20 protein-coding genes are annotated in these 24,025 nt (G+C 68.0%); 12 read left to right on the plus strand and 8 right to left on the minus strand.

Annotated features, from left to right (window positions below):
• Nucleotides 1-3 precede the first annotated feature (3 nt).
• The 3 genes from sucB to AB0P11_RS06205 all read right to left on the minus strand — a co-directional run bounded on the left by sucB (nt 4) and on the right by AB0P11_RS06205 (nt 4,737).
• The gene (gene sucB / locus AB0P11_RS06195; protein WP_363520587.1) at nt 4-1,818 is read right to left on the minus strand and encodes a 2-oxoglutarate dehydrogenase, E2 component, dihydrolipoamide succinyltransferase; all 1,815 of its coding nucleotides are present in this window, start codon (nt 1,816-1,818) and stop codon (nt 4-6) included.
• A 67-nt stretch (nt 1,819-1,885) separates the two neighbouring features.
• Nucleotides 1,886-3,259 (minus strand): dihydrolipoyl dehydrogenase, encoded by a 1,374-nt coding sequence (lpdA, locus tag AB0P11_RS06200; RefSeq protein ID WP_363520590.1) that lies wholly within the window; start codon nt 3,257-3,259, stop codon nt 1,886-1,888.
• A gap of 2 nt (nt 3,260-3,261) precedes the next feature.
• The gene (locus AB0P11_RS06205) at nt 3,262-4,737 is read right to left on the minus strand and encodes a leucyl aminopeptidase (protein WP_056278813.1); all 1,476 of its coding nucleotides are present in this window, start codon (nt 4,735-4,737) and stop codon (nt 3,262-3,264) included.
• A gap of 103 nt (nt 4,738-4,840) precedes the next feature.
• Between AB0P11_RS06205 and AB0P11_RS06210 the strand changes: the two genes are divergently transcribed.
• From AB0P11_RS06210 to AB0P11_RS06220, 3 genes are all read left to right on the plus strand, one after another.
• Entirely contained in the window at nt 4,841-5,782 is a 942-nt protein-coding gene (locus AB0P11_RS06210) for a PAC2 family protein (RefSeq protein WP_053096264.1), read from the plus strand.
• A 167-nt stretch (nt 5,783-5,949) separates the two neighbouring features.
• Nucleotides 5,950-7,182 (plus strand): RNA polymerase sigma factor, encoded by a 1,233-nt coding sequence (locus tag AB0P11_RS06215; protein ID WP_053096261.1) that lies wholly within the window; start codon nt 5,950-5,952, stop codon nt 7,180-7,182.
• A complete protein-coding gene (locus AB0P11_RS06220) occupies nt 7,182-7,874 on the plus strand; it encodes a coenzyme F420-0:L-glutamate ligase (RefSeq protein WP_285365447.1) in 693 nt (230 codons plus the stop codon). The genes AB0P11_RS06215 and AB0P11_RS06220 overlap by 1 nt, the downstream gene beginning before the upstream one ends.
• 75 nt (nt 7,875-7,949) lie before the next feature.
• Here AB0P11_RS06220 and AB0P11_RS06225 read toward each other — a convergent pair whose 3' ends face one another.
• Nucleotides 7,950-8,966 (minus strand): sugar-transfer associated ATP-grasp domain-containing protein, encoded by a 1,017-nt coding sequence (locus AB0P11_RS06225; protein ID WP_053096256.1) that lies wholly within the window; start codon nt 8,964-8,966, stop codon nt 7,950-7,952.
• Between the two features lie 79 nt (nt 8,967-9,045).
• Between AB0P11_RS06225 and AB0P11_RS06230 the strand changes: the two genes are divergently transcribed.
• Both AB0P11_RS06230 and AB0P11_RS06235 read left to right on the plus strand, forming a co-directional pair.
• Nucleotides 9,046-9,753, plus strand: a complete 708-nt coding sequence (locus AB0P11_RS06230; protein WP_230101208.1) for an alanine racemase C-terminal domain-containing protein — start codon at nt 9,046-9,048, stop codon at nt 9,751-9,753.
• A complete protein-coding gene (locus AB0P11_RS06235) occupies nt 9,750-10,790 on the plus strand; it encodes an alanine racemase (RefSeq protein WP_056279082.1) in 1,041 nt (346 codons plus the stop codon). The genes AB0P11_RS06230 and AB0P11_RS06235 overlap by 4 nt, the downstream gene beginning before the upstream one ends.
• Before the next feature lie 54 nt (nt 10,791-10,844).
• On the opposite strand, the gene AB0P11_RS06240 is transcribed toward AB0P11_RS06235, so the two are convergent.
• Entirely contained in the window at nt 10,845-11,057 is a 213-nt protein-coding gene (locus AB0P11_RS06240; RefSeq protein WP_042540282.1) for a hypothetical protein, read from the minus strand.
• Between the two features lie 179 nt (nt 11,058-11,236).
• Between AB0P11_RS06240 and AB0P11_RS06245 the strand changes: the two genes are divergently transcribed.
• The gene (locus AB0P11_RS06245; RefSeq protein ID WP_053099126.1) at nt 11,237-13,342 is read left to right on the plus strand and encodes a DNA topoisomerase IV subunit B; all 2,106 of its coding nucleotides are present in this window, start codon (nt 11,237-11,239) and stop codon (nt 13,340-13,342) included.
• A gap of 87 nt (nt 13,343-13,429) precedes the next feature.
• Here AB0P11_RS06245 and AB0P11_RS06250 read toward each other — a convergent pair whose 3' ends face one another.
• On the minus strand, nt 13,430-15,871 hold the full coding sequence (locus AB0P11_RS06250; RefSeq protein ID WP_082297818.1) for a DNA topoisomerase IV subunit A: 2,442 nt from the start codon (nt 15,869-15,871) through the stop codon (nt 13,430-13,432).
• A 59-nt stretch (nt 15,872-15,930) separates the two neighbouring features.
• Here AB0P11_RS06250 and AB0P11_RS06255 point away from each other — a divergent pair, with 59 nt between their 5' ends.
• Complete coding sequence (locus AB0P11_RS06255; protein WP_363520597.1) at nt 15,931-17,052, plus strand: nucleotide pyrophosphatase/phosphodiesterase family protein; 1,122 nt, start codon at nt 15,931-15,933, stop codon at nt 17,050-17,052.
• A gap of 27 nt (nt 17,053-17,079) precedes the next feature.
• On the opposite strand, the gene sepH is transcribed toward AB0P11_RS06255, so the two are convergent.
• A complete protein-coding gene (gene sepH / locus AB0P11_RS06260; RefSeq protein ID WP_053096248.1) occupies nt 17,080-18,114 on the minus strand; it encodes a septation protein SepH in 1,035 nt (344 codons plus the stop codon).
• Between the two features lie 196 nt (nt 18,115-18,310).
• On the opposite strand from sepH, the gene AB0P11_RS06265 reads away from it, so the two are divergent.
• Nucleotides 18,311-18,604, plus strand: a complete 294-nt coding sequence (locus AB0P11_RS06265; RefSeq protein ID WP_042540214.1) for a DUF4193 domain-containing protein — start codon at nt 18,311-18,313, stop codon at nt 18,602-18,604.
• A 114-nt stretch (nt 18,605-18,718) separates the two neighbouring features.
• Here the strand turns inward: AB0P11_RS06265 and AB0P11_RS06270 are convergent, their stop codons facing one another.
• On the minus strand, nt 18,719-19,183 hold the full coding sequence (locus AB0P11_RS06270; protein ID WP_363520599.1) for a DUF3093 domain-containing protein: 465 nt from the start codon (nt 19,181-19,183) through the stop codon (nt 18,719-18,721).
• Nucleotides 19,184-19,195: 12 nt separating this feature from the next.
• On the opposite strand from AB0P11_RS06270, the gene dut reads away from it, so the two are divergent.
• From dut to AB0P11_RS06290, 4 genes are all read left to right on the plus strand, one after another.
• Nucleotides 19,196-19,669 carry a dUTP diphosphatase gene (gene dut, locus AB0P11_RS06275; RefSeq protein WP_056278807.1) on the plus strand — a complete coding sequence of 158 codons (474 nt, stop codon included), beginning with the start codon at nt 19,196-19,198 and terminating at the stop codon, nt 19,667-19,669.
• The gene (locus AB0P11_RS06280; protein WP_056278806.1) at nt 19,662-20,249 is read left to right on the plus strand and encodes a DUF3710 domain-containing protein; all 588 of its coding nucleotides are present in this window, start codon (nt 19,662-19,664) and stop codon (nt 20,247-20,249) included. Before dut ends, AB0P11_RS06280 begins: the two co-directional genes overlap by 8 nt.
• Nucleotides 20,246-20,980 (plus strand): DUF3159 domain-containing protein, encoded by a 735-nt coding sequence (locus AB0P11_RS06285; RefSeq protein ID WP_056278805.1) that lies wholly within the window; start codon nt 20,246-20,248, stop codon nt 20,978-20,980. Before AB0P11_RS06280 ends, AB0P11_RS06285 begins: the two co-directional genes overlap by 4 nt.
• 108 nt (nt 20,981-21,088) lie before the next feature.
• Nucleotides 21,089-23,971 (plus strand): aconitate hydratase, encoded by a 2,883-nt coding sequence (locus AB0P11_RS06290; protein WP_171821918.1) that lies wholly within the window; start codon nt 21,089-21,091, stop codon nt 23,969-23,971.
• Nucleotides 23,972-24,025: the final 54 nt, after the last annotated feature.

Genomic DNA, 24,025 nt, shown 5'->3' on the forward strand with positions numbered 1-24,025 from the left:
CGGTCAGGCTCCGAGCTGAGCGGCGAACTGCGCCGACTCGAGGCGGGCCTTCACAGCACCGAGGAAGCGTGCGGCGTCTGCTCCGTCGATGATGCGGTGGTCGTACGAGAGAGCGAGGTACACGTACGAGCGGACGGCGATCGCATCTGCGCCGCCGACCTTGACGAGACCGGGGCGCTTGACGACCGTTCCGGTGCCGAGAATCGCCGACTGCGGCAGGAAGACGACCGGAGTGTCGAACAGCGCGCCACGCGAACCCGTGTTGGTCAGCGTGAACGTGCCGCCGGCGAGCTCGTCGGGCTTCAGCTTGTTGTCGCGCGTGCGTGCCGCGAGGTCGGCGATCTCATGCGCGATCTCGGCGATGTTCTTCGACGCGGCGTCGCGCAGCACCGGCGTGAGCAGACCGCGCTCGGTGTCCACGGCGATCGAGACGTTCTCGGACTCGGGGTAGACGATCTGCTCGCCGTCGACCGTGGCGTTCACGATCGGGAAGGCACGCAGAGCCTCTGCGGCAGCGAGGGCGAAGAACGGCAGGAACGACAGCTTGTCGCCCGTCTTCTCGAGGAAAGACGCCTTGACGCTGTCGCGGTACTCCGCCAGAGCGGTCACATCGACCTCGACGACCGTCGTGAGCTGTGCGGTCTGCTGCATCGACTCGACGGCGCGCTTGGCCAGAACCTTGCGCAGGCGCGACATCGGCTGCGTGGTGCCACGCAACGGCGAGACCTCGAGCGGAGCGGGCGCAGCAGGGGCGGCCGCAGCGGCGGGTGCCGCCGACGCGCTCTCTGCGGCCTTGAGCACATCTTCCTTACGGATGCGTCCGCCGACGCCGGTACCGGTGACACTGGCCAGGTCGACGCCCTGCTGCGAAGCCAGACGGCGCACGAGCGGGGTCACGTACAGGTTGTCGCTCTCGGTCGGGAGGGACAGCTTCTGCTCGGCCGGAGCCGGAGCCGGAGCCGGAGCCGGAGCCGATGCCGCCGCGGGCGCGGGCTCGGACGGCGCTGCCGCCGGGGCGGGGGCGACAGGTGCGGACGCACCCTCGCTTGCCGGAGCCTGCTGCACGGGGGCCTCTGCCGCGGGAGCAGCAGGTGCCTCTGCCGCAGATGCGGGAGTCTCGGTGGGAGCGGCAGGAGCCTCGGCGGCCGGAGCCTCCGCAGCCGGTGCGGCGGCGGGAGCTGCTCCAGAACCGACACGAGCAAGCACAGCGCCGACCTCGACGGTCTCGTCTTCGGCGGCGACGATCTCCTGCAGCACGCCGGCGACCGGCGAGGGGATCTCGGTGTCGACCTTGTCGGTCGAGATCTCCAGCAGGGCCTCGTCGACCTCGACGGTGTCGCCGATCTGCTTGAGCCAGCGGGTGACGGTGCCTTCGGTCACACTCTCGCCGAGTTCGGGGAGGACGATGTCCGTAGCGTCGCCAGCAGGGGCAGCGGCCGGAGCAGCCGGGGCAGCGGGCGCAGCTTCGGCAGCAGGAGCGGGCTCCGAGGGGGCCTCGGCCTGCGGTGCTGCAGCCTGAGGCGCCTCCTCCGCGGCGGGCGCTGCGGCTGCAGGAGCATCCGCGGCAGGAGCAGCGGCGCTGCCGTCGCCGATACGCGCGAGGAGCGCGCCGACCTCGACGGTCTCGTCCTCGGCGACGAGGATCTCCTCGATCACACCGGTGACGGGCGAGGGGATCTCGGTGTCGACCTTGTCGGTCGAGATCTCGAGCAGGCCCTCATCCGCCTGAACGGTGTCTCCCACCTGCTTGAGCCAGCGGGTGACGGTACCCTCTGTGACGCTCTCGCCGAGAGGGGGGAGGACGACGGATGTGCTCATGACTGAGTCTCCTTCAGGAAGTTAAATGACGCGTGTCTAGCTTAGTGAACTGTTCACCGGTTGGTGTTCAGAGGGCGTGCAGCGGCTTTCCGGCGAGGGCGAGGAAGGCTTCACCGAGCGCCTCGCTCTGTGTGGGATGCGCATGGATCAGGGGGGCGATGTCCTCGGGGTGGGCCTCCCACGCGACGGCCAGCTGGCCCTCGGTGATGAGCTCGCCCACTCGGTCGCCGAGCAGATGGACACCGATGACCGGCCCGTCCTTGAGTCGGACCACCTTCACGAGGCCGGCTGTGCCGATGATCTCGCTCTTGCCGTTGCCGGCGAGGTTGTACTCGTACGCCACGACAGCATCGGCGCCGTGCTCGGCGACGGCAGCCTCCTCCGTGACGCCGACCGAGGCGACCTCGGGGCTCGAGTACGTGACCTTCGGGATCTGGATGTCGGGGACGTGCGCGGGGGAGAGACCGGCGATGCGTTCCGCGACGGCGATGCCCTGCTGGAAACCGCGGTGAGCGAGCTGCAGACCGGGCGTGATGTCTCCGACGGCCCAGAGCCCGGGCACACCGGTGCGCAGGTCCTGATCGACCGTGATGAAACCACGATCGAGAGTCACGCCTGCTTCTTCGAAGCCGAGGTCGGCCGTGACCGGACCTCGTCCGACCGCCACGAGAAGGTAGTCGGCGGTGAATTCCTTGCCGTCCTCCAGCGTGACGGTCACCGAGGTGTCGTCCTGCGTGGCGCTCTGGTAGCGGATGCCGAGGGAGTACTGGATGCCGCGGCGGCGGAACGCCCGTTCGAGGCCCTTGCTCATCGCGATGTCCTCGTTGGGCACCAGGTGCGGCAGCGCTTCGATGATGGTGACCTCGGTGCCGAACGAACGCCAGACGCTGGCGAACTCCACGCCGATCACGCCGCCGCCGAGCACGAGCACGCGCTCGGGGATCACGTCGAGCGACAGCGCCTGTTCGCTGGTGAGGATCCGCCCGCCGATCTCGAGTCCCGGGAGGGTCCGGCTGTACGAGCCGGTGGCGAGGATGACATCGGCGCCGACGTAGACGTCGTCGCCCACGCTCACCGACCGGTCGGCGTTCAGGCGACCGAAGCCGGCGACGGTCGTGATGCCGCGGGCCTTCACCAGGCCCTCGAGGCCCTTGTACTTCTTAGCGACGATCCCCTCGCGGTATGCGCGCACCCCGGCGGGGTCGATTCCGTCGAGGGTCGCGGAGATGCCGACGTGGGCGGCGTCTCGCACATGCTCGGCGACCTCGGCCGCGTGCAGCAGCGCCTTCGTCGGGATGCAGCCGCGGTGCAGGCAGGTGCCGCCGACCTTGTCCTTCTCGATGAGCGCGACGGACTTGCCGAGCTCGCTCGCACGCAGAGCGGCGGCGTACCCGCCGCTGCCTCCGCCCAGGACGACGATGTCGAAGGTGTGCGTGGTCATGGTCATGCCTCCTTGTGGGATGCTTCGGCGAACGCGATGATCGACCGGACCATCGCTCCGGTGGGGCCCTTGTCGGTGAAGCCGTACGGTGCGCCGTTGTGCTCGCCGGAGCCGGCGATGTCGAGGTGCACCCACGGGATGCGCGGGGCGTCCTTCTCGTCGGAGACCCGGCCGACGAAGCGGCGCAGGAAGAGGCCGGCGTACGACGCCCCACCCATCCGATCGCTCATGTTGGCGTTCTGCATGTCGGCGATGGGGGAGTCCAGCGAGTCCTCCATGTAGGCCGGGAGCGGCATGTGCCACGCGAGCTCATCGGCGGCGTCGGCGGCGGCGAGGAACTCCGCGACGGAGTCGTCGTCACCGAATACGCCGGTGTGGCGGTGCCCGAGAGCCATCACGATCGCTCCGGTGAGAGTCGCGACGTCGATGATGACGTCGGGGTTCTCGCGGCTGGCCGCGACGAGGCCGTCGGCCATGACCAGGCGCCCCTCTGCATCCGTGTTCGGAACCTCGACGGTCGTGCCGTCGAGGATGCGGATGACGTCTCCCGGACGCAATGCACGACCTGACGGCATGTTGTCGGTGATGCAGAGCCAAGCGGTGACGTGCACGGGCAGGGCGAGAGCGGCGATCGCCCGCAGTGCTGCGACGCTCGTCGCGGCACCGGCCATGTCGAACTTCATGCCGACCATCGAGGCCGCCGGCTTGAGCGACAGCCCGCCGGTGTCGAACGTGATCCCCTTGCCGACGAGTGCGATGTGACGTGTGGCGTTCGCGGGTGCGTAGTCGAGACGGACGAGGCGCGGCGGCCTGTCGGAGCCCTGCGCGACGCCGAGGATACCGCCGAAGCCCTGTTCGGCGAGCGACTTCTCGTCGAGGATCTCCACCGAGACATCCGCCAGCCCGTCGACGCTGTCGGCTGCGCTCTGTGCGAGCTGGGCCGGGCTCTGCCACTCGGCCGGGACGAACACGAGATCCTTAATGAGGGCCATCGCCTCGCCGACGGCGATGGACCTGGAGAGTGCGGACTCGTCGAGGTCGGCATGCAGCAGGACGGAAGACGCGCGGGTCTTGCCCGACTCCTTGCGGTAGCCGTCGAACCGGTAGCCGCCGAGCACGGCGCCCTCTGCGGCGGCGGCCGCGAACTGCTCGAGACCGGGAGCCAGGGCCACCGAGACCGTCTCGAAGCCGGTCAGAGACCGGAGGGCTGTGCCTACGGCGTTGCGCACGGCGGAGGCATCGGGCTCACGGCCTACGCCGACGACGGCGAACGGCAGGGTCGTGACCTCGGGGGCGTAGGCCCGCGTGAACGACGAGGCCGAGCCGGTGTGGCCGACGGCCTGCAGGGAGTCGGCGAGTCCGGGGTAGCCGGTCAGCGACTCTGCGGAGTCCGAGATCTCGGGGATGACGAGCACTGCGGCGTCTGCAGCGCTTCCTGGGAACTGATCTGTGGTGCGCGAGAGCGCGGGAAGCGTCATACCTCCATCCTAGGAGGGTCGCGCGCCCGGGCGCCGAGCGGGTGTTCGCTCTCAGCTTGAAGGTCACCGCCCGGCCGTCCGAAGCTGCTCGTAGCATTGACTCATGCCCTTCTCCGGAGAGATCCATGAACGTGTAGCGAACGCACCGGTCGTGCCGCGCGGACTGCCCCTTGTCCTGCTCCTGACGGGTTTCACCGACGCAGGCAGCGCCGTCTCCGGGCTCATCGAGCACCTTCGCGAGACGACGTCGCCCGAACCGATCGCCGTCTTCGACAACGACGTGCTGCTGGACTACCGCGCCCGCCGCCCGGTGATCTCCTTCGACCAGGATCACCTGACCGAGTTCCGTCCTGCCCGGCTGGAGCTCTCGCTCGCGACCGACGCCCTCGGCCAGAAGTTCCTCCTCCTCGCCGGTTACGAGCCGGACTTCGCCTGGAACGAGTTCGCGCGCACCGTGCTCGAGCTCGCCGACGAATTCGAGGTCTCCGGACTCAACTGGGTGCACTCGATCGCGATGCCGGTCCCGCACACCCGCCCCATCGGCACGACGGTGAGCGGCAACCGCCGTGAGCTCACCGTGGCTCACTCGGTATGGCGCCCGCGCACCCAGGTGCCGGCCACTGCGGGGCATCTCCTCGAATTCCGCTTCGCGGAGCACGGCGAGCGCGTCGTCGGGTTCGTGCTGCTCGTGCCGCACTACCTCGCCGAGACCGAGAACCCCGACGCCGTGATCGCGGCAGCCGAGAAGCTGATGGCCGCCACGGGCCTGGTCATCCTGCTCGACGAGGTGCAGGAGCGCCGCCAGGACTACCTCACGCGCGTCGACGACCAGGTGCTGGGCAACGATGAGCTGCAGCAGATGGTGCAGGGGCTCGAGCGCCGCTACGACGCGTATATGGCCGGTCGTGATCCTGAGGACGGGTCGTACGACGAGGGCGGATTCAACGAGCGCGACCTGCCGAGCGCGGACGAGCTCGCCGCAGAACTCGAGCGCTACCTCGCCTCGCGCCCCAGCGGCGACGAGGACAAGCCGGGTCGCGGCTGACATCGAGCGAGCGAACTTGGGCGGATTGCACCTGCATGCCCACACGTGTGCGATACTAGGACTCTGACCCGTTGTCAATCGATCTTTCCGGAGATTGGACTTGACAAGGGTCTTACTAGTGTCCGAAATGCTCCGGGGCCTGCGAGCGGCCCCGTGAAAGGCGAAACGTGACTCCTGCCACGACGAAGAAGACCCGGACGAAGAAGACCGCCGACGCTCCCGAGGTCGATGCTCCGGTCGAGGAGGCCGCTGAGAAGCCGGCGCCCAAGACCGCCGCGCAGCGTGCCGCTGCCAAGCGCGCGCCCGCGAAGAAGAAGAAGGCCGATGACATCGTCGAAGACGACGAGACTCCTCCCGCCGCAGAGCCCGATGAGGACGATGAGGACTCCAAGCCGAAGTTCACCGAGCCTCTGCCCACGGGAGCGATCGTCATCTCGTCGAACGACGACGAAGACGTGCCCGTCTACTCCACCCAGATCACCGGTGCGACCGCCGACCCTGTCAAGGACTACCTGAAGCAGATCGGAAAGGTCGCCCTGCTGAACGCGGCCGAAGAGGTCGAGCTCGCGATGCGCATCGAGGCCGGCCTGTTCGCCGAGGAGAAGCTCTCCACGATGACAGCCGCCGAGAAGGCCAGCCAGCTCGGGCTCGACCTGCAGTGGGTCGCCCGCGACGGTCAGCGCGCGAAGAGCCACCTGCTCGGCGCGAACCTCCGTCTCGTCGTCTCGCTCGCCAAGCGCTACACCGGCCGCGGCATGCAGTTCCTGGACCTGATCCAGGAGGGCAACCTCGGTCTGATCCGCGCCGTCGAGAAATTCGACTACACCAAGGGCTTCAAGTTCTCGACGTACGCCACCTGGTGGATCCGTCAGGCGATCACCCGCGCGATGGCAGACCAGGCCCGCACCATCCGCATCCCCGTGCACATGGTCGAGGTCATCAACAAGCTCGCCCGAGTGCAGCGCCAGATGCTGCAGGACCTGGGCCGTGAGCCCACGCCCGAAGAGCTCAGCCGCGAGCTGGACATGACGCCCGAGAAGGTCGTCGAGGTGCAGAAGTACGGCCGCGAGCCGATCTCCCTGCACACGCCTCTCGGTGAGGACGGCGACAGCGAGTTCGGTGACCTCATCGAGGACACCGAGGCAGTGGTCCCCGCGGATGCCGTGGGCTTCACGATGCTGCAGCGTCAGCTGGAGCAGCTGCTCGACTCGCTCTCCGAGCGTGAGGCCGGTGTCATCCGGATGCGCTTCGGACTCGGCGACGGACAGCCCAAGACCCTCGACCAGATCGGTGACACGTTCGGCGTGACGCGTGAGCGCATCCGTCAGATCGAGTCGAAGACGATGGCGAAGCTCCGCCACCCGAGCCGCTCGCAGTCGCTGCGGGACTACCTCGAGTGATGCAGGCGAACGAAGGCAAGGCGCTCGAGGCGAGCGTCGACGGCAAGAACTACGCGCGCATCCCGCTGCGGACGCGCGTCGTCATGCCGAACGACGACCTCGACTCCGTCGTCCTGGAGTACGCGAAGGAAGCTGTTCAGCCCGGTGACCTGCTGTTCGTGACCGAGAAGATCGTGGCGATCACGCAGGGCCGGTCGTACCGGCTCGACGAGATCACGCCCCGTCCGCTTGCGCGCTTCCTGTCGCGATACGTCGTCCGCACCTCCTACGGCATCGGTCTCGGCATGCCCGAGACGATGGAGATGGCCCTGCGCGAATGCGGCACCCTGCGGATCCTCTTCGCAGCCGGCGTCTCGGTGATCACCAAGGCCTTCGGGCGTCGCGGTGACTTCTACCGCATCGCAGGTGACAAGGCACGCGCCATCGACGGCCCGACGAAGAACACGATCCCGCCGTACAACCAGGCGGTCGTCCTCGGACCGAAGAACCCGCGTGAGGTGGCCCTCCGTCTGAAGAAGATGCTCGGCGGCGACCTCGAGGTCGCCGTCGTCGACATCAACGACATCGGCGGCAACATCCTCGGCTCGACGCTCGACAAGACGGGGGAGCGTCGGCTCGTCCAGATCCTGGGCGACAATCCTCTCGGCCAGGCGACGCAGTCGACCCCGATGGGGATCGTCCGCGAGGTCTGACCTCCGCGTGAGCGACGCCTCAGCAAGAAGGGCCCGGATGCTCAGCATCTGGGCCCTTCTTCATGCCTGCCGCGGTCAGAACCCGATCGCGGCCTGGTAGCGCGGCTTGTGCCCTGTGCGGATCCCGGTGACGCTCGGCTTGTTCTCGTACACGCCGGCGCCCCAGTTGCCCTCGACGAGCACCGGACCGTCAGGCGTGACCACGACATCCCAGCCGACGTACTGGATCTGCGGTACGACGCGCGCGACCTGGTCGACGAACTCGCGGACCTCGTCCATCATCGGCAGCTGGAAGTCGGCGATCGGGAAGCCGGAGTCCGGGTGCGTGACGTGCACGTGGCCGTGAGAGTCGTATCCGGATCCCACAGAGTGACCGTTCTCGTCGAGCATCGTGTAGAAGCCGCCGAAGCTCATCTGGTCGCTCACCGCTCCGCGTCCGAACTTCTGGGCCATCGCGAGGATGTGCGTCTTCTCGCCATCGAAGAATGCGGTGATGCGGGTGGTGTTCACGGTGCCGGGGCACACGGCCGCGAGGTCGGCGTGCTGGCGGATGACCTCTTCGACGAGGACCTGCTTCTTCGAGAGCAGCTCGGCGTGGAATGCATCCCAGTCGGTCACGTCGGCGGCGTGGTAGCGGTGGACACCCGTGCCCGCCTGGCCGTGCGTCTCCTTCACGACGATCGTGCCCTGGCGCTCGGTGAATGAACGCAGCTCGTCCGCGTTGCCCTGCGTGATGAGCATCCACTCCCTCTTGAGGAAGGCATCGAAGACGGCGTTGAACTCTGCCTTGTCATGGAACAGGTGCCGATAGTCGGGGTGGTCGTACTTCTGCGAGATCTCGTTCGACACGGGGTGGGTCATGAACGTGTCGCGCTCCGCCTTGGTGAGGATCGCGAAGTCGTAGTCGATGTAGTCCTGGAATCCGACGTTGTGGCGGCCCGCTGACCACAGCATGTCGACGACCACGAGGGGAACGGCCTTGCCGTGCTGAGAAGACGCCTCTTTGGCCCTCTCGATGACCGAGGCGACGTCGATGCGGCGAGCACGCGCCAGCAGATAGCGGACGCGGGGCGCGAGGGAAAAGCGTGACATGGATCTCCAAGTTCGGGGTCCCCTCCAGTCTACGGTGGGTGCGTGGAGCATCCTGAGAAGGCGGAGCTAGGCTGGAAACGTGTGTGAGAAGACATCCAGCTCCCGCCCGCGCGCGATGATCTCGCGGTCGGCGCTCGCGGTCGCATCCGCTGCCGCCGTCGATGCAGGGGGACGCGTCGCCGACCTCCGCCGCGATGCCTGGGGGCATGGGGTGCTCTCCGTCGCACACGCGGTGGTCGCCGCCGGTGCGGAGGCCGTGCTGGTCGACCATGCCGAGGAGGTCGAGGCCCTGGCTCTCGAAGGCATCGACGCCGTGACGACCGGCGCACCGGATATCGACCCCTTCCTGCTCTACGGGCTCCCCGATGCGGAGGGAGCACTGAGCGCGAGGCCGGTCATGCGGCTCGTCGGCAGAGTGCTCTCCACGAAGCCGCTCAGGGCCGGAGACGCGGTCTCCTACGGCTACACCCATCGAGTGGCCCATGACACGACGGCCGCACTCATCACCGGCGGCTACGCCCAGGGGATCGTGCGCGCGCTGGGCAATGCCGCCCACGTGGAGATCGACGGTGTGCAGCGCCCGATCATCGGGCGTGTCGCGATGGATGTGTGCGTGATAGATCTGCAGGGATCCGCCGCCGTCACCGTGGGCGCCGAGGCCACCTACTTCGGAGGTCGCGGGCCGGCCGCTCCCGGGCTCGCCCGATGGAGCGCCGTCACCGGACTCACGATCGCCGAGCTCGTCACCGTCGCGGGTGCACACGCGGAGCGGGGGTGGGAGGCATGAGTCGGCCGGAGCTGCGGATCGACACCGACCTGTTCCGAGCGAACATCCGCGCGGTCCGCGATCGCATCGCCCCGTCGGAGCTCATGGTCGTCCTCAAGGACGACGCGTACGGTCACGGACTCCGGTGGGCCGTCGAGGCGGCGAAGGACACGGGCGTCGAGTGGTACGGGTCATACGACGTCCGAAGCGGGGTCGAAGCACGACGCGTGCTCGGCGACACCGGTCGGATCTTCGCGTGGGTCACCTCGACGGACGAGGAGATCGACGACGCGCTGCGCGCCGACATCGACCTCGGCGTCGGATCGGCGGAGTACCTGGCGCGCATCACCGCCAGGGCTGCGCATGCCGGCGCGCGGGCACGTATCCACCTCAAGATCGACACGGGGCTGCATCGCAACGGTCTGCTCCCGGCCGAGTGGGAGCGCACCGTCGCCGATGTGCGCGCGGGTGAAGCGGCGGGACACCTCGAGCTCGCCGGGATCTGGAGCCACCTCGCCGAGGCGAGCGACGACGAGGACGACGATGCTCAGGCCCTGTTCCTCGATGCCGTCCGTGTCGTGGAGCAGTCCGGACCGACGCCCGAGGCGCTGCACCTGACGGCATCCGCTGCGTCCTGGTGGCGGCCGGAGCTCCGCGGCTCGCTGTCTCGGATCGGGGCGTTCTGCTACGGCGTCCGCTCGGCGGAGGGACCCGACCTGCCGGGTGTCACGCCGGTGGCCGAGCTCACGGCGACGGTCCGGAAGATCGTGGACGGGAACGCTCAGGTCGGCGTCGGGTCGTTCGACGGCATCCCGTCCACTCTCGCAGGAGCAGACGTGGGCACCCCGGGCGGATCTCGCGAGCTGCTGCGGATCGACGAGACGACGTCGCTGGTCCAGGGGTGGCCGGGGATGCAGATCGGCGACTCGGTCTGGCTGTTCGGCGCGGGCGAGCACGGAGAAGCGAGTGCGACGACCCTCGCCGAGCGCGTCGACACCGTCGGCGAGGAGATACTCACCCGGCTCACGAGCCGCGTGCGCCGGGTCACCACCCCTTAACGAAGGCGGAGCCCGTCTGATGACGGGCTCCGAGGCGGATCGAACCGCGACCGATCAGTCGATCAGTCGTGCGGTCTCGTCGTGCCAGCTCGTTGCGATGCTGCGGAGCTTCTCTTCGTACTTGCGACCGTGGTGGGCGCAGAACAGGAGCTCGGATCCGTTGACCTCGGCGGCGATGTAGGCCTGAGCGCCACATGAATCACAGCGATCCATGGCGGTCAGGCGGAACTCGACGGCGGAGGTCTCACGTTCGGTCGTTGCGTTCATCTCGGGGCCTCCTTGAGTGTCGGGTTCGCTGGCTGGGCGTGTTCAATACAACCACGCTGGGGCTGTGTGCATGCCCGGTTTGCGGCGTGTTTCGCTCAGCGCGTACGCGCGGGTGCCGTACTGAGGGCTCCCGGGGAGTGTCTGCGGCTGGTGGAGAGGCATCGCGAATAGACTCGGAGATTGTGACCGCCGAGTATTCCGCCCATCATCTCCAGGTGCTCGAAGGGCTCGAGGCCGTCCGCAAGCGCCCGGGTATGTACATCGGCTCGAACGGATCCCCGGGCCTGATGCACTGCCTCTGGGAGATCATCGACAACGCCGTCGACGAGGCCGTCGCGGGCAACGGCTCGAAGATCGACATCATCCTGCATGAGGACGGCAGTGTCGAGGTCCACGACCGCGGTCGCGGCATCCCCGTCGACGTCGAACCGCGCACCGGTCTCACCGGCGTCGAGGTCGTCTTCACGAAGCTGCATGCCGGCGGCAAGTTCGGTGGAGGCTCGTACGCGGCATCCGGTGGTCTGCACGGTGTGGGCGCCTCTGTGGTGAACGCCCTCTCGGAGCGGCTCGACGTCGAGGTAGACCGAGGTGGCAAGACCTATGCCATGTCGTTCCATCGCGGCGAGCCCGGACTCTTCGCCGACAAGGGTGAGAAGCGGCCGGACGCTCCGTTCACCCCGTTCCAGGACAAGAGCGAGCTGCGGGTCGTCGGCAAGGCGCCGCGCGGCACGAGCGGAACACGTATCCGCTATTGGGCGGATCACCAGATCTTCACGAAGGATGCCGCGTTCCAGCTCAACGACCTGGTGACCCGCGCACGTCAGACGGCGTTCCTCGTCCCAGGGCTGGAACTCGTGATCCGCGACGAGCGCGCGGCCAACGGCGCCGAGGTCGAGGGCCAGCCGATCGAGACGTCCTACCGGTACGACGGCGGCATCTCGGAGTTCGTCGAGTACCTCGCGAACGACGCTCCCGTCACCGACACCTGGCGCATCCAGGGCGAAGGCACGTTCAAAGAGACAGTGCCGGTGCTGCAGGCCGACGGCCACATGATCGCCACAGAGGTGGAGCGCGTCTGCGCCGTCGACATCGCGATGCGGTGGGGCACCGGCTACGACACGACCACGCGGTCGTTCGTCAACATCATCGCGACCCCCAAGGGCGGCACCCACCAGCAGGGCTTCGAGCAGGAGCTGCTCAAGGTGCTGCGCTCGCAGGTCGAGCAGAACGCACGTCGATTGAAGGTCGGCAGCAACGACAAGCTCGAGAAGGACGACGTCCTCGCCGGGCTCACCGCGGTGCTCACGGTGAACGTCCCCGAGCCGCAGTTCGAGGGCCAGACGAAGGAGATCCTCGGCACCCCGGCCGTACGTCAGATCGTGGCCCAGGTGCTCCGGAAGGATCTCGGCGCCCGATTCAGCTCGACGAAGCGCGACGACAAGAGCCAGTCGACGCAGCTGCTCGACAAGGTGGTCGCGGAGATGAAGGCACGAGTCTCCGCCCGTGCCCACAAGGAGACCCAGCGCCGAAAGAACGCGCTCGAGTCCTCGACCCTTCCGACCAAGCTGGTCGACTGCCGCACGAACGAGGTGGAGCGCAGCGAGCTGTTCATCGTCGAGGGAGACTCCGCGCTCGGCACAGCGAAGAACGCGCGGAACAGCGAGTTCCAGGCGCTGCTGCCCATTCGCGGAAAGATCCTCAACGTCCAGAAGGCGTCGGTCGGCGACATGCTGTCGAACGCCGAGTGCGCATCGATCATCCAGGTGATCGGTGCGGGCTCCGGCCGCAGCTTCGACATCGACGCCGCGCGGTACGGCAAGGTCATCCTGATGAGCGACGCCGATGTCGACGGCGCGCACATCCGCACCCTCCTGCTCACGCTGTTCTATCGCTACATGCGGCCGCTCATCGAGCATGGCCGCGTGTTCGCCGCGGTGCCGCCGCTGCACCGCGTGATCGTGATGAATCCGGGCTCCAAGCCCAACGAGACCATCTACACCTACAGCGAGCAGGAGATGCACGCCCTTCTCGCCAAGCTCCGGAAGTCGGGCAAGCGGTGGCACGAGCCGATTCAGCGTTACAAGGGACTCGGCGAGATGGACGCGGAGCAGCTCGCCACGACCACCATGGAACGCGGCGGCCGCCTGCTGCGCCGGGTGCGCATGGAGGATGCCGAGGCGGCGGGTCGCGTGTTCGAGCTGCTGATGGGCAACGAGGTCGCGCCTCGACGTGAGTTCATCATCGATTCGTCCGATCGCCTCTCCCGGGAATCGATCGACGCCTGATCGGTCAGCGCCTCAGCGCCAGAGCCGCGCGGTAGACGTCGAGCAGCGCGTCGCGGTGGGCGTTCGGCAAGCGGCGTGGAACAGCGCTCAGACCAGAGTGCGGCCGATGCTCCCGATCACGCCGTCCACCGGCTGACCCGATGCGTCGCGTCGTGCGCCGGGTTCGGGGAGCTTGCGCACCGCACCCGTCGGATCGACGGCCTGCGCCGGGCTCGGCCCGACCCAGGCGACCATGAGGCGGTCCTCGCCCTTCAGGAAGGCGTGGGCACGGACTCCGCCGGTCGCTCGGCCCTTCGAGGGATACTCCGCGAACGAGGTCACCTTGGCACGTCCCGGTTCGGTACCGGGCAGGCTGCTGTCGGAACCGGAGACCGTGGCGACGACGGCATCGGCATCCGGAGTGACAGCGCCGAAGAACAGCACGGACGCGCCGGCCCCCAGCTTCATGCCCGCCATGCCGCCGGCCGGTGCTCCCTGCGGGCGCACCGCTGAGGCCGAGAAGCGCAGCAGCTGGGCATCCGTGGTCACGAACACGAGGTCTGCGTCATCCTGAGCCTCGACAGCACCCACGACCGTGTCGCCGGGCTTCATGCCGATGACCTCGAGGTCGGGACGCACGGGGAGCGTGGAGGGAACGATCCGCTTGACTGTGCCCTGGGCCGTGCCCAGGGCGATCGGGACGTCGCTGTCGAAGCGCACGAACGCGAGGATCCGCTCTCCGCGGGTGGTGATCCCGAGGTAGTCGCGCAGCGGCGCGCCTGCTGCGAGCTGCACGGAAGACGACGGTACCGACGGCAGATCGACGGGGGAGAAGCGCAGCACGCGCCCTTCCGTCGTCAGTGCACCGATCTCCGCGCGCACCGTCGTGTCGACGGTGGTCAGGATCGCGTCGTGCTTGCTCCGTCGGGCCGGCAGCGTGAGCTCCTGCCCCTCGGCGAGGTCCACGCGCACGGCGCGTCCGGTCGTCGACAGCACGAGCACGGTGGGAGCATCGGCGATCTGCAGGTCGACGGCCCCCTTCGTCGCGCGCGGCTTCGGGGGCGCGGCGTTCATCAGGAGCGTACGGCGAGGAGTGCCGTAGGCCTCGGCTGCGGCATCCAACTCCTGTGCGACCACTGCGCGCAGCAGGGCCTCACTCGACAGGAGATCGCGGAGTCTGGCGATCTCGGCGAGCAGCGCGTCGCGCTCGGTCTCGAGCTCGATGCGCGAGAACTTCGTCAGACGCCGCAGGCGCAGCTCGAGGATGTACTCCGCCTGCAGTTCGCTGAGGTCGAAGACGGACCGCAGTCGTGCGCGCGCCTGCTCGGAGTCGTCGGAGGAGCGGATGACCTGGATGACCTCGTCGATGTCGAGGATCGCGATGAGGAGCCCCTCGACGAGATGCAGACGCTCTTCGCGGCGAGCGAGGCGATAGCGGCTGCGGCGCGTGATGACCTCGAGCCGGTGCGCGACATAGACGCGCAGCATCTCCTTGAGCCCGAGGGTGCGCGGCTGGCCGTCGACCAGAGCCACATTGTTGATGCTGAAGGAATCCTCGAGAGGCGTGAGCCGGTAGAGCTGCTCGAGGACGGCGTTGGGGTCGAACCCGGTCTTGATGCCGATCGCGACGCGCAGGCCGTGGTTGCGGTCGGTGAGGTCGGTCACGTCGCTGATGCCCTGCAGCTTCTTCGACTGGACGGCATCACGGATCTTCTCGATCAGTCGCTCCGGCCCGACCATGTACGGCAGCTCGGATACGACGATGCCGGTGCGCCGCGGGCCGAGTGGCTCGACCGACACCTTGCCGCGCACCTTCAATGCGCCGCGTCCGGTCGCGTATGCATCCTTGACTCCGTCGAGACCCATCAGGATGCCGCCCGAGGGGAAGTCCGGTCCGGGGACGAACTCCATGAGCTCTTCGGTCGTCGCGTCGGGATTCTCGAGCAGGTGGGTGGCGGCGGCGACGACCTCGATCAGGTTGTGCGGTGCCATGTTGGTCGCCATGCCGACGGCGATACCGCTCGCTCCGTTGACGAGCAGGTTCGGGAAAGCTGCGGGCAGCACGGACGGCTGCTGGAACTGGCCGTCGTAGTTCGGGATGAAATCGACGACGTCCTCGTCGAGGTTCTCGGTGAGCGCCATCGCGGGGGAGGCGAGACGCGCCTCGGTGTAGCGCGCAGCCGCGGGACCGTCGTCGAGCGAGCCGAAGTTGCCGTGTCCGTCGACCAGCGGCACGCGCAGCGCCCACTCCTGGGCGAGGCGCACGAGGGCGTCGTAGATCGCCGAGTCGCCGTGCGGGTGCAGCTTTCCCATGACCTCGCCCACGACGCGGGCGCTCTTGACGTGACCGCGGTCGGGACGGAGGCCCATCTCGGCCATCTGATACAGGATGCGTCGCTGCACGGGCTTCAGGCCGTCGCGAGCGTCGGGCAGAGCCCGCGAGTAGATCACCGAGTAGGCGTACTCGAGGAAGGAACCCTGCATCTCTGTCTCGAGATCGATGTCCTGGATACGCTCAGGGGCGAGCTCGGCAGGCGGGGTCTTCGGCATGGGCATCCTGAATGGTGCGAGGCTGAGGGCGTACGGGAGCCTGTGTCAGACTGGCTCGGATGTCCCTCATTCTACCGTCCGAGTCGCCGGCAGCCCGGAGCGTCGTCGGGGTGGCGGACGACGTGTTCGCCGCTCTGCGCGGTGAGTCCGCGACCCTGCCGCGGGCTGAGTCCGTCGTCCTCGTGCTCATCGACGGCCTCGGCGCCATCAGTCTGCGCGCCCATGCCGGCCACGCCAGAGCGCTCACCGCCGGCATGGCGAAGAAGGATGTCGCCCATTCGGTCTTCCCGTCGACCACCGCGGCGGCTCTCACCAGCATCCTCACGGGTACATGGCCCGGCCAGCATGGACTGGTCGGCTACCGGGTCCTCGATCCCGACAGGGACGTGCTGGTCAACCAGCTCACGGGCTGGGAGTCGGATGGTCTCGATCCGGCGACGTGGCAGGCGGCTCCGACGGTCTTCGAGCGCGCCAGGTCAGAGGGTCGTCCGACCTTCGCCGTCGGCGTCGCGGCGTACGCGGGGAGCGGGTTCACCCGTGCGACGCTGCGCGGTGCCGACTTCGTCGCCGCCCAGACACCCGCCGAGCGAGTGGAGGCCGCATACGACCTCGCGGAGCGCCACCCGGGCTCGCTCGTCTACTGCTACCTGCCCGAGGCCGATAAGGCGGGGCACAGATACGGCCTCGACTCCGTGCACTGGATCGCCGCGCTCGAGGAGATCGACGCCGCGCTCTCACGACGTGTGCCGCCGGGTGTCGGTGTGCTCGTGACGTCGGACCACGGCATGCTCGACGTGCCGGCGCACCGGCAGATCGTTCTCGAGGCAGAGCACCTCGAGGGAGTTCGCCATCTCGGTGGGGAACCGCGGATGCTGCACGTCTATGTCGAACCGGATGCCGACGCATCTGCGGTCGCCGAGCGGTGGGTTCGTGACCTCGACGGCGTCGCTGATGTCGGAACCAGGGATCAGGTGATCGCGGCGGGGTTGTTCGGCCCGGAGGTGACCGAGGCGGCCTCATCGCGGATCGGCGATGTCCTCGTCGTGGCCCGGGGCAACGGTGCCGTCTACGACGGCACGGCTGCAGACCAGCGCGGCCGTGGAATGATCGGGCAGCACGGGGGGCTGACTCCGGAAGAGCGTCAGGTTCCGCTGCTCAGGTTCGGAGCCTTCGCGCGCTGAGTTCTCGCACTCGTGCCACGTGTCGGTCTACTCGTCGGTGCGGGCCCCGAAGACGATCTCGTCCCACGACGGCATCGCGTTGCGGCGTCGACGGCGACCGTTGCCCTCGTTCGCGGGCTCCGGTGCGGGCTCCGGCTCGTCACTTTCCGCAGGAACGCTCTCGAAGGCGTCGAACAGCGCGATCGGACTCTGGTCCGTGTTCTCGTCGTCCGGCTCGTCGAGGATCGGTGCGGTCTCGCGCTGACCCCGCCGGCGTCGCAACGCCTCGAGCAGGTCGGCGGTCTCGGGGCTCGTCGTCGCGGACTCCGGCGCGCGCTTGATCGCGGCGTCCTGCGCCGCTGCCATCGAGCGCTCTGGGGCGATGCTGTCGTCGACCTCGGCTTCGGGCGCCGGGAGCAGACGTGGTCCGAATGCGCCGGAGTCGAAACGGCTGTCGTCCTTGTAGGGCGATGCCTGCCGTTCGGCCTCGACGGCGCGCAGTCGCGGGATGAGTCCGTCCGGCAGCGAGCCCTGGCGAGACAGCTGGGTCGCATCGGCGTTGAGCGGTGCGAGGGCGCTGCGGCGGGGGTCGAAGCTCCAGCGAGCGTCGTGCTCGACCTCGTTGGCGGTGAACTCGAGCTTGATGATCCAGCCGCTCTCGTCCTTCCAGCTCGCCCAGCGCTCGGCAGAGGCCTCGACCTCTGACAGCTTGGCTCGGATCGCGGTGCCGAAAGTCGGCTGAGCGTCGGGCTCGACATCGCTGCCGATCAGGACGGGTACGGCGAGCGCCTGGCCGATGACGTGCTCGCGCTCGGCGAGAACGGGTCCTTCGAAGCGGATGACGTCGTCGACGCCGATGCCGAGGAGGGCCGCGACCTCGGGCGCCGTGAGACCGGCGCGGATCTGAGCCTGGATGTCGCGCGGGCTCGCCGCGAGACGCTGAGCAGCCGGCTCGCTCTGTCGCGTCGCCCGACGAATCTCTCGGTGCAGGACGTCGTCGATGGGCAGCGCGAACCGCTCGCCCGACTCGGTCGCGAGTACGAGCAGTCCTGCTTCTGTGCCGACGATGGTGACGTTTTCCATGCGAATGCCCCTCTGATGGGTGTGCGTTCATGGTGTCACGCGGGGCCGCTCAGAACCGGGAATAGTCTGGGCGTGCCGTGAGTTTGGTCTGTCGCAGCCGCGGGCATTTGCTTATTCCTCCGCGGTCATGCAAACTATGGCCGCCGATTACCCCGACGGCGCACCACCCACTCGCATGAAAGTGGAGATTTACCACATGGCAACCGACTACGACGCTCCCCGCAAGAGTGAAGACGACTCCGAGTCGATCGAAGCCCTCAAGGAGCGTGTGCCGGACAAGCTCTCCGGCTCATCGGGAGACGAAGACGCGGACAACCCGTCCAGCTTCGACCTCCCGGGAGCGGATCTCTCCGACCTCGAGCTCGATGTCGTCGTGCTGCCCGCGCAGCAGGACGAGTTCACCTGCATGAACTGCTTCCTCGTGAAGCACCGTTCTCAGCTCGACCACGAGGGCGCATCCGGCCCCATCTGCAAGGAGTGCGCCGCCTGAGCGCACCATAGAGCGAGATCTCACGCGCCCCCGACCGCTTGGTCAGGGGCGCGTCGTCTTTCCGGCCTTGAGCGGCGTGATCGATCCCGCAGCGTGCTCAGGCGGGCGGCGTGGTCAGCGCTGGGCGGCGACGATCGCGGCGGCCAGCCGATCGGGCGTGCGCGACGAGATGGTCCAGGTGTCGACGGGATCGTCGGGGTCGATGTTCGGAACGACGACGATGCCGTCGACCCCGCCCCGGATCAGATGCCAGCCTCGCGCCGGAAGCCCCGGTCCTCGAGCCTGGCGCGCCTCTTCGCCGTTCAGCGCCCGTGGTATGCCGAGGTGTCGGACGTCGATGTGCGCTCGACCGGCCCGCAGCACATCGCCGTCGACCGAGACGGGCGGGGCGAGTGCGAGGAAGGCGATCACGAGGAGAGCCGAGACCGCTGCGCCGACGACCAGGGCGATGGTCGAGCCGACGGGCACGAAGATGAGCGCCACCATGGGGCCCGCCAGAGCGACCGTCACCAGCAGCCACAGGCTGGGGGACAGTCTCTCGCGGTAGTGGATCCGCGCGTCAGGAGCGATGTTCTGCATTAGCCTCGTGGGGTGACTGATTCCGTTGATGTCCCCATTATCGCCTCTGTGGTGCCCGGCTACGCCCACCCCGGTGATGCGGGCGCCGATCTCGTCGCCGCCGAGGCCGTCCACCTGGCACCCGGCGAGCGGGCGCTCGTGGCCACCGGAGTGCGCATCGCCCTGCCCGAGGGATACGCCGCCTTCGTGGTGCCGCGCAGCGGACTCGCGGCCAAGCACGGGATCTCGATCGTCAACTCGCCCGGCACGGTGGATGCCGGCTATCGCGGTGAGATCAAGGTGAGCCTGATCAACACCGACATCCACAGCGCGTACGATGTCGCCGTCGGCGATCGCATCGCGCAACTGATCGTGATGCCCGTGACCCGAGCCGTGTTCATCCCGGTCGAGGAGCTGCCAGAGAGCGTCCGCGGCGAGGGTGGCTTCGGCTCGACGGGCTACCAGGCAGGATCCCATTCCCCTTCGGCAGGACAGACCAATGACTGACAACAACGCGACTCCTTCGAAGTCCGCACCGGACGACCGGGCGACACAGGGCCCGTTCGACGACTCCGAGGCGAACCCCGTCCGGCCCTACATCGATCTCGGCGGCATCAAGATCCTTCCGCGCGAGGGCCTCAACCTTCGGCTCGAGGTCGAAGAGCAGTCCAAGCGCATCGTGGCCGTCGGGCTCGACTACGCCGATTCGTCCCTGCAGGTGCAGCCTTTCGCGGCACCGCGCTCGGGCGGTCTCTGGGACGAGACCCGGGTGCAGCTGCGTGATCAGGTGCGCACCCAGGGCGGCCGGGTCGAGGAGCGCGACGGTCCCCTCGGCAAGGAGCTCCTCGCCGAGGTTCCCGCGGCGGCCAACGAGGGATCCGAGCTGCGCCTCGCGCGCTTCATCGGCATCGACGGGCCCCGCTGGTTCCTTCGTGGGGTCATCGGCGGAGCCGCGGCATCCGATCTCGAAGCGGCCGCCAAGGTCGAGGATCTCTTCCGGTCGATCGTCGTCGTGCGCGGTGGCGCTCCGATGCCGCCGCGCGACCTGATCCCGCTGAAGATGCCCGCGACTCCCGGCTCCGCGTGACCACCCCGGCCCCGGAGCCCGAGCGCGAGCAGAGCGCGTCGGACATCGTCGGCGCGGCTCTCGGCGGCGCCGCTCGCCGAGCGGGTCTCGACCCGAACGAGAGCGGCGCGACGCACCGTGTGGTGTGGTCCGCGATCGGCGGATGGCGCGGCATCCTCGAGTCCGTCCTTCCGAGCCTCGCGTTCGTCATCCTCTTCACCATCCGCCCCGAGCCGCTGATCGTTCCTCTGGGCGTGTCGGTCGGGCTCGCCGCGGTGTTCACCGTCGTGCGGCTGATCCAGAAGTCACCCCCGTCTGCGGCCATCGGCGGTCTCGTGGCCGCCGCAGCCGCGGCTGCGCTCGCGCTGTGGACGGGCCGCGGCGAAGACAACTTCGTCCCCGGTCTCATCACCAACGCCCTCTATGGCACCGGCATGCTGGTGTCGGCGCTGATCGGCTGGTCGCTGATCGGTCTCGCGGTCGGTTTTCTGATGGGGGAGGGCACCGCATGGCGGCGCGACCGTCGCAAGCGTCGTGCCTTCCTGTGGCTCGGCGTGGCCTGGGCCGCTCTGTTCTTCGCACGTCTCGCAGTGCAGTTGCCGCTGTACCTCGCCGGAGACGTCACCGCGCTCGGCACGCTGAAGCTGATCATGGGCCTGCCGCTGTTCGCGCCGCTGATCGCCGTCACCTGGCTCGTCGTGCGCGCGCTGTATCCGCGCGGCGCCGATGCCGACAAGGCCGCTCAGCCGTGATAGATTTATCTTGACATCAAGATAAATTGCAGGCTTTCGCCTGAGGGCTGAGCGGAGCAGACTGGTTAGGTCTGCCTTGCTAGCCGCAGGGGCTCGCTGGCGAGCAAGATGGAGGCGCCTGTCGCTCCCATCCGAATAGAAGGAGACGGATTCGTGTCCACGGTGAACAGCTTCGGTGCCAAGAGCACCCTGACGGTCGGCAGCACCGACTACGAGATCTTCCGCATCGACACGGTGCCCGGTTTCGACAAGCTCCCTTTCAGTCTGAAGGTCCTCCTCGAGAACCTGCTTCGCACCGAGGACGGCGCGAATGTGACCAAGGCGCAGATCGAAGCACTGGGTTCGTGGGATGCCGCGGCTGAGCCGAGCACCGAGATCCAGTTCACGCCGGCCCGTGTAGTCATGCAGGACTTCACCGGTGTTCCCTGCATCGTCGACCTCGCCACCATGCGCGAGGCCGTCACGGCGCTGGGCGGCGACGCGAACAAGATCAACCCGCTCTCGCCCGCCGAGATGGTCATCGACCACTCGGTGATCGCCGACCTCTTCGGTTCCGAGAACGCCCTCGAGCGCAACGTCGAGATCGAGTACGAGCGCAACGGCGAGCGGTACCAGTTCCTTCGCTGGGGCCAGACGGCATTCAGCGACTTCAAGGTCGTTCCCCCCGGAACCGGCATCGTGCACCAGGTGAACATCGAGCACCTGGCCAAGGTCATCTACGACCGTGACGTCGACGGAGTGCTGCGCGCCTACCCCGACACCTGCGTCGGCACCGACTCGCACACCACGATGGTCAACGGCCTGGGTGTGCTCGGGTGGGGCGTCGGCGGCATCGAGGCCGAGGCCGCGATGCTCGGCCAGCCCGTGTCGATGCTCATCCCGCGCGTCGTCGGCTTCAAGCTCTCCGGCGAGATCCCGGCCGGCGTCACGGCCACGGACGTCGTGCTGACGATCACCGACCTGCTGCGCAAGCACGGAGTCGTCGGCAAGTTCGTCGAGTTCTACGGTGAGGGCGTGGCATCCGTGCCGCTGGCCAACCGCGCGACGATCGGCAACATGTCGCCCGAGTTCGGTTCGACGGCGGCGATCTTCCCGATCGACGACGTGACCCTCGACTACCTGCGTCTGACCGGCCGCAGCGACGAGGCCGTCGCGCTGGTCGAGGCGTACGCGAAGACCCAGAAGCTCTGGCACGACGCATCGCAGGAGCCCGTCTTCAGCGAGTACCTCGAGCTCGACCTCGGCACTGTGGTGCCGTCGATCGCCGGCCCGAAGCGCCCGCAGGACCGCATCCTCCTCTCCGAGGCGAAGTCGCAGTTCGAGCAGGACATCCTGGCCTACGCCGCACCGTCGACCTCGGACGACGTCGTCGACCTCGAGTCGAAGCACTCGTTCCCCGCCTCCGACCCGGGCAACGCGCCCGGTGAAGAGGAGCCGCGCACCACCCGGCCCGTGCACATCAACAGCGGCGCACCGGCGAACGCGTCGAAGCCCGTGCCGGTCACCACTCCGTCGGGGGAGAAGTACATCCTCGACAACGGTGCAGTGACCCTCGCGGCGATCACCTCGTGCACCAACACCTCGAACCCCTCGGTGATGATCGCCGCAGGTCTCGTCGCCCGCAAGGCGCTCGAGAAGGGCCTGAAGCAGAAGCCCTGGGTCAAGACCACCCTCGGCCCCGGCTCGAAGGTCGTCACCGACTACTACGAGAAGTCCGGACTCGACAAGGACCTCGAGGGCCTCGGCTTCTACACCGTCGGCTACGGCTGCACCATCTGCATCGGAAACTCGGGTCCGCTGATCGAAGAGGTCTCCGCGGCCATCAACGATCACGACCTCGCCGTGACCGCCGTGCTCTCGGGCAACCGCAACTTCGAGGGCCGCATCAGCCCCGACGTGAAGATGAACTACCTCGCGAGCCCGCCGCTCGTCATCGCCTACGCCCTCGCGGGGTCGATGCACTTCGACTTCGAGAACGATGCGCTCGGCAAGGGATCCGACGGCAACGACGTGTTCCTCAAGGACATCTGGCCGACGCCCGACGAGGTGCAGGAGATCGTCGATTCCTCGATCTCGCGTGAGCAGTTCATCAAGCAGTACGCGACCGTCTTCGACGGTGACGAGCGCTGGCGCAGCCTGCCCACCCCGGACGACGACATCTTCCAGTGGGACGAGAACTCGACGTACGTGCGCAAGGCTCCGTACTTCGACGGCATGACGATGGAGCTCACCCCGGTGCGCGACATCGAGGGCGCCCGCGTCATGGCGACTCTGGGCGACTCGGTCACGACCGACCACATCTCGCCCGCCGGCAACATCAAGCCCGGCACCCCCGCGGCGCAGTACCTCATGGAGCACGGGGTCGACCGCAAGGACTTCAACTCCTTCGGATCGCGTCGCGGCAACCACGAGGTCATGATCCGCGGCACGTTCGCGAACATCCGCCTGAAGAACCTGATGGTCTCGGCTGTCAACGACGGCCAGGTCGTCGAGGGCGGCTACACCCGCGACTTCACCCAGCCCGGTGGACCGCAGTCGTACATCTACGACGCGAGCATGAACTACCAGGAGCAGGGCACGCCCCTCGTCATCTTCGGTGGCAAGGAGTACGGTTCGGGATCGTCGCGCGACTGGGCGGCGAAGGGCACGAGCCTCCTCGGCGTCAAGGCGGTCATCACCGAGAGCTTCGAGCGCATCCACCGCTCGAACCTGATCGGAATGGGCGTCGTCCCGCTGCAGTTCCCGGCCGGTGAGAGCTGGGAGTCCCTGGGTCTCGACGGCACCGAGATCGTCTCGATCTCCGGTCTCGAGGAGCTCAACAACGGCGTGACCCCGAAGACGGTTCGCGTCACGGCCACGCCGAGCGAGAACTCGCCCGAGGGCAAGCAGGTCGTCGAGTTCGACGCGGTCGTCCGCATCGACACCCCCGGTGAGGCGGATTACTACCGCAACGGCGGCATCCTGCAGTACGTGCTGCGTTCGCTGGTCTGATCGCACGATCGGAAAGGGCTCGGTTCTTCGGAACCGGGCCCTTTCCGCGTGCCG

It is taken from the genome of Microbacterium sp. NPDC079176 (assembly GCF_040686675.1).
In the GTDB taxonomy this organism is placed as follows: Bacteria; Actinomycetota; Actinomycetes; order Actinomycetales; family Microbacteriaceae; genus Microbacterium.

Coding starts and splice junctions, on each gene's coding strand:
- sucB (WP_363520587.1), bottom strand. CDS start 1,818: ATGAGCACATCCGTCGTCCTCCCCCCTCTCGGCGAGAGCGTCACAGAG.
- lpdA (WP_363520590.1), bottom strand. CDS start 3,259: ATGACCACGCACACCTTCGACATCGTCGTCCTGGGCGGAGGCAGCGGC.
- AB0P11_RS06205 (WP_056278813.1), bottom strand. CDS start 4,737: ATGACGCTTCCCGCGCTCTCGCGCACCACAGATCAGTTCCCAGGAAGC.
- AB0P11_RS06210 (WP_053096264.1), top strand. CDS start 4,841: ATGCCCTTCTCCGGAGAGATCCATGAACGTGTAGCGAACGCACCGGTC.
- AB0P11_RS06220 (WP_285365447.1), top strand. CDS start 7,182: ATGCAGGCGAACGAAGGCAAGGCGCTCGAGGCGAGCGTCGACGGCAAG.
- AB0P11_RS06225 (WP_053096256.1), bottom strand. CDS start 8,966: ATGTCACGCTTTTCCCTCGCGCCCCGCGTCCGCTATCTGCTGGCGCGT.
- AB0P11_RS06235 (WP_056279082.1), top strand. CDS start 9,750: ATGAGTCGGCCGGAGCTGCGGATCGACACCGACCTGTTCCGAGCGAAC.
- AB0P11_RS06240 (WP_042540282.1), bottom strand. CDS start 11,057: ATGAACGCAACGACCGAACGTGAGACCTCCGCCGTCGAGTTCCGCCTG.
- AB0P11_RS06250 (WP_082297818.1), bottom strand. CDS start 15,871: ATGCCGAAGACCCCGCCTGCCGAGCTCGCCCCTGAGCGTATCCAGGAC.
- AB0P11_RS06255 (WP_363520597.1), top strand. CDS start 15,931: ATGTCCCTCATTCTACCGTCCGAGTCGCCGGCAGCCCGGAGCGTCGTC.
- sepH (WP_053096248.1), bottom strand. CDS start 18,114: ATGGAAAACGTCACCATCGTCGGCACAGAAGCAGGACTGCTCGTACTC.
- AB0P11_RS06265 (WP_042540214.1), top strand. CDS start 18,311: ATGGCAACCGACTACGACGCTCCCCGCAAGAGTGAAGACGACTCCGAG.
- AB0P11_RS06270 (WP_363520599.1), bottom strand. CDS start 19,183: ATGCAGAACATCGCTCCTGACGCGCGGATCCACTACCGCGAGAGACTG.
- AB0P11_RS06280 (WP_056278806.1), top strand. CDS start 19,662: ATGACTGACAACAACGCGACTCCTTCGAAGTCCGCACCGGACGACCGG.
- AB0P11_RS06290 (WP_171821918.1), top strand. CDS start 21,089: ATGGAGGCGCCTGTCGCTCCCATCCGAATAGAAGGAGACGGATTCGTG.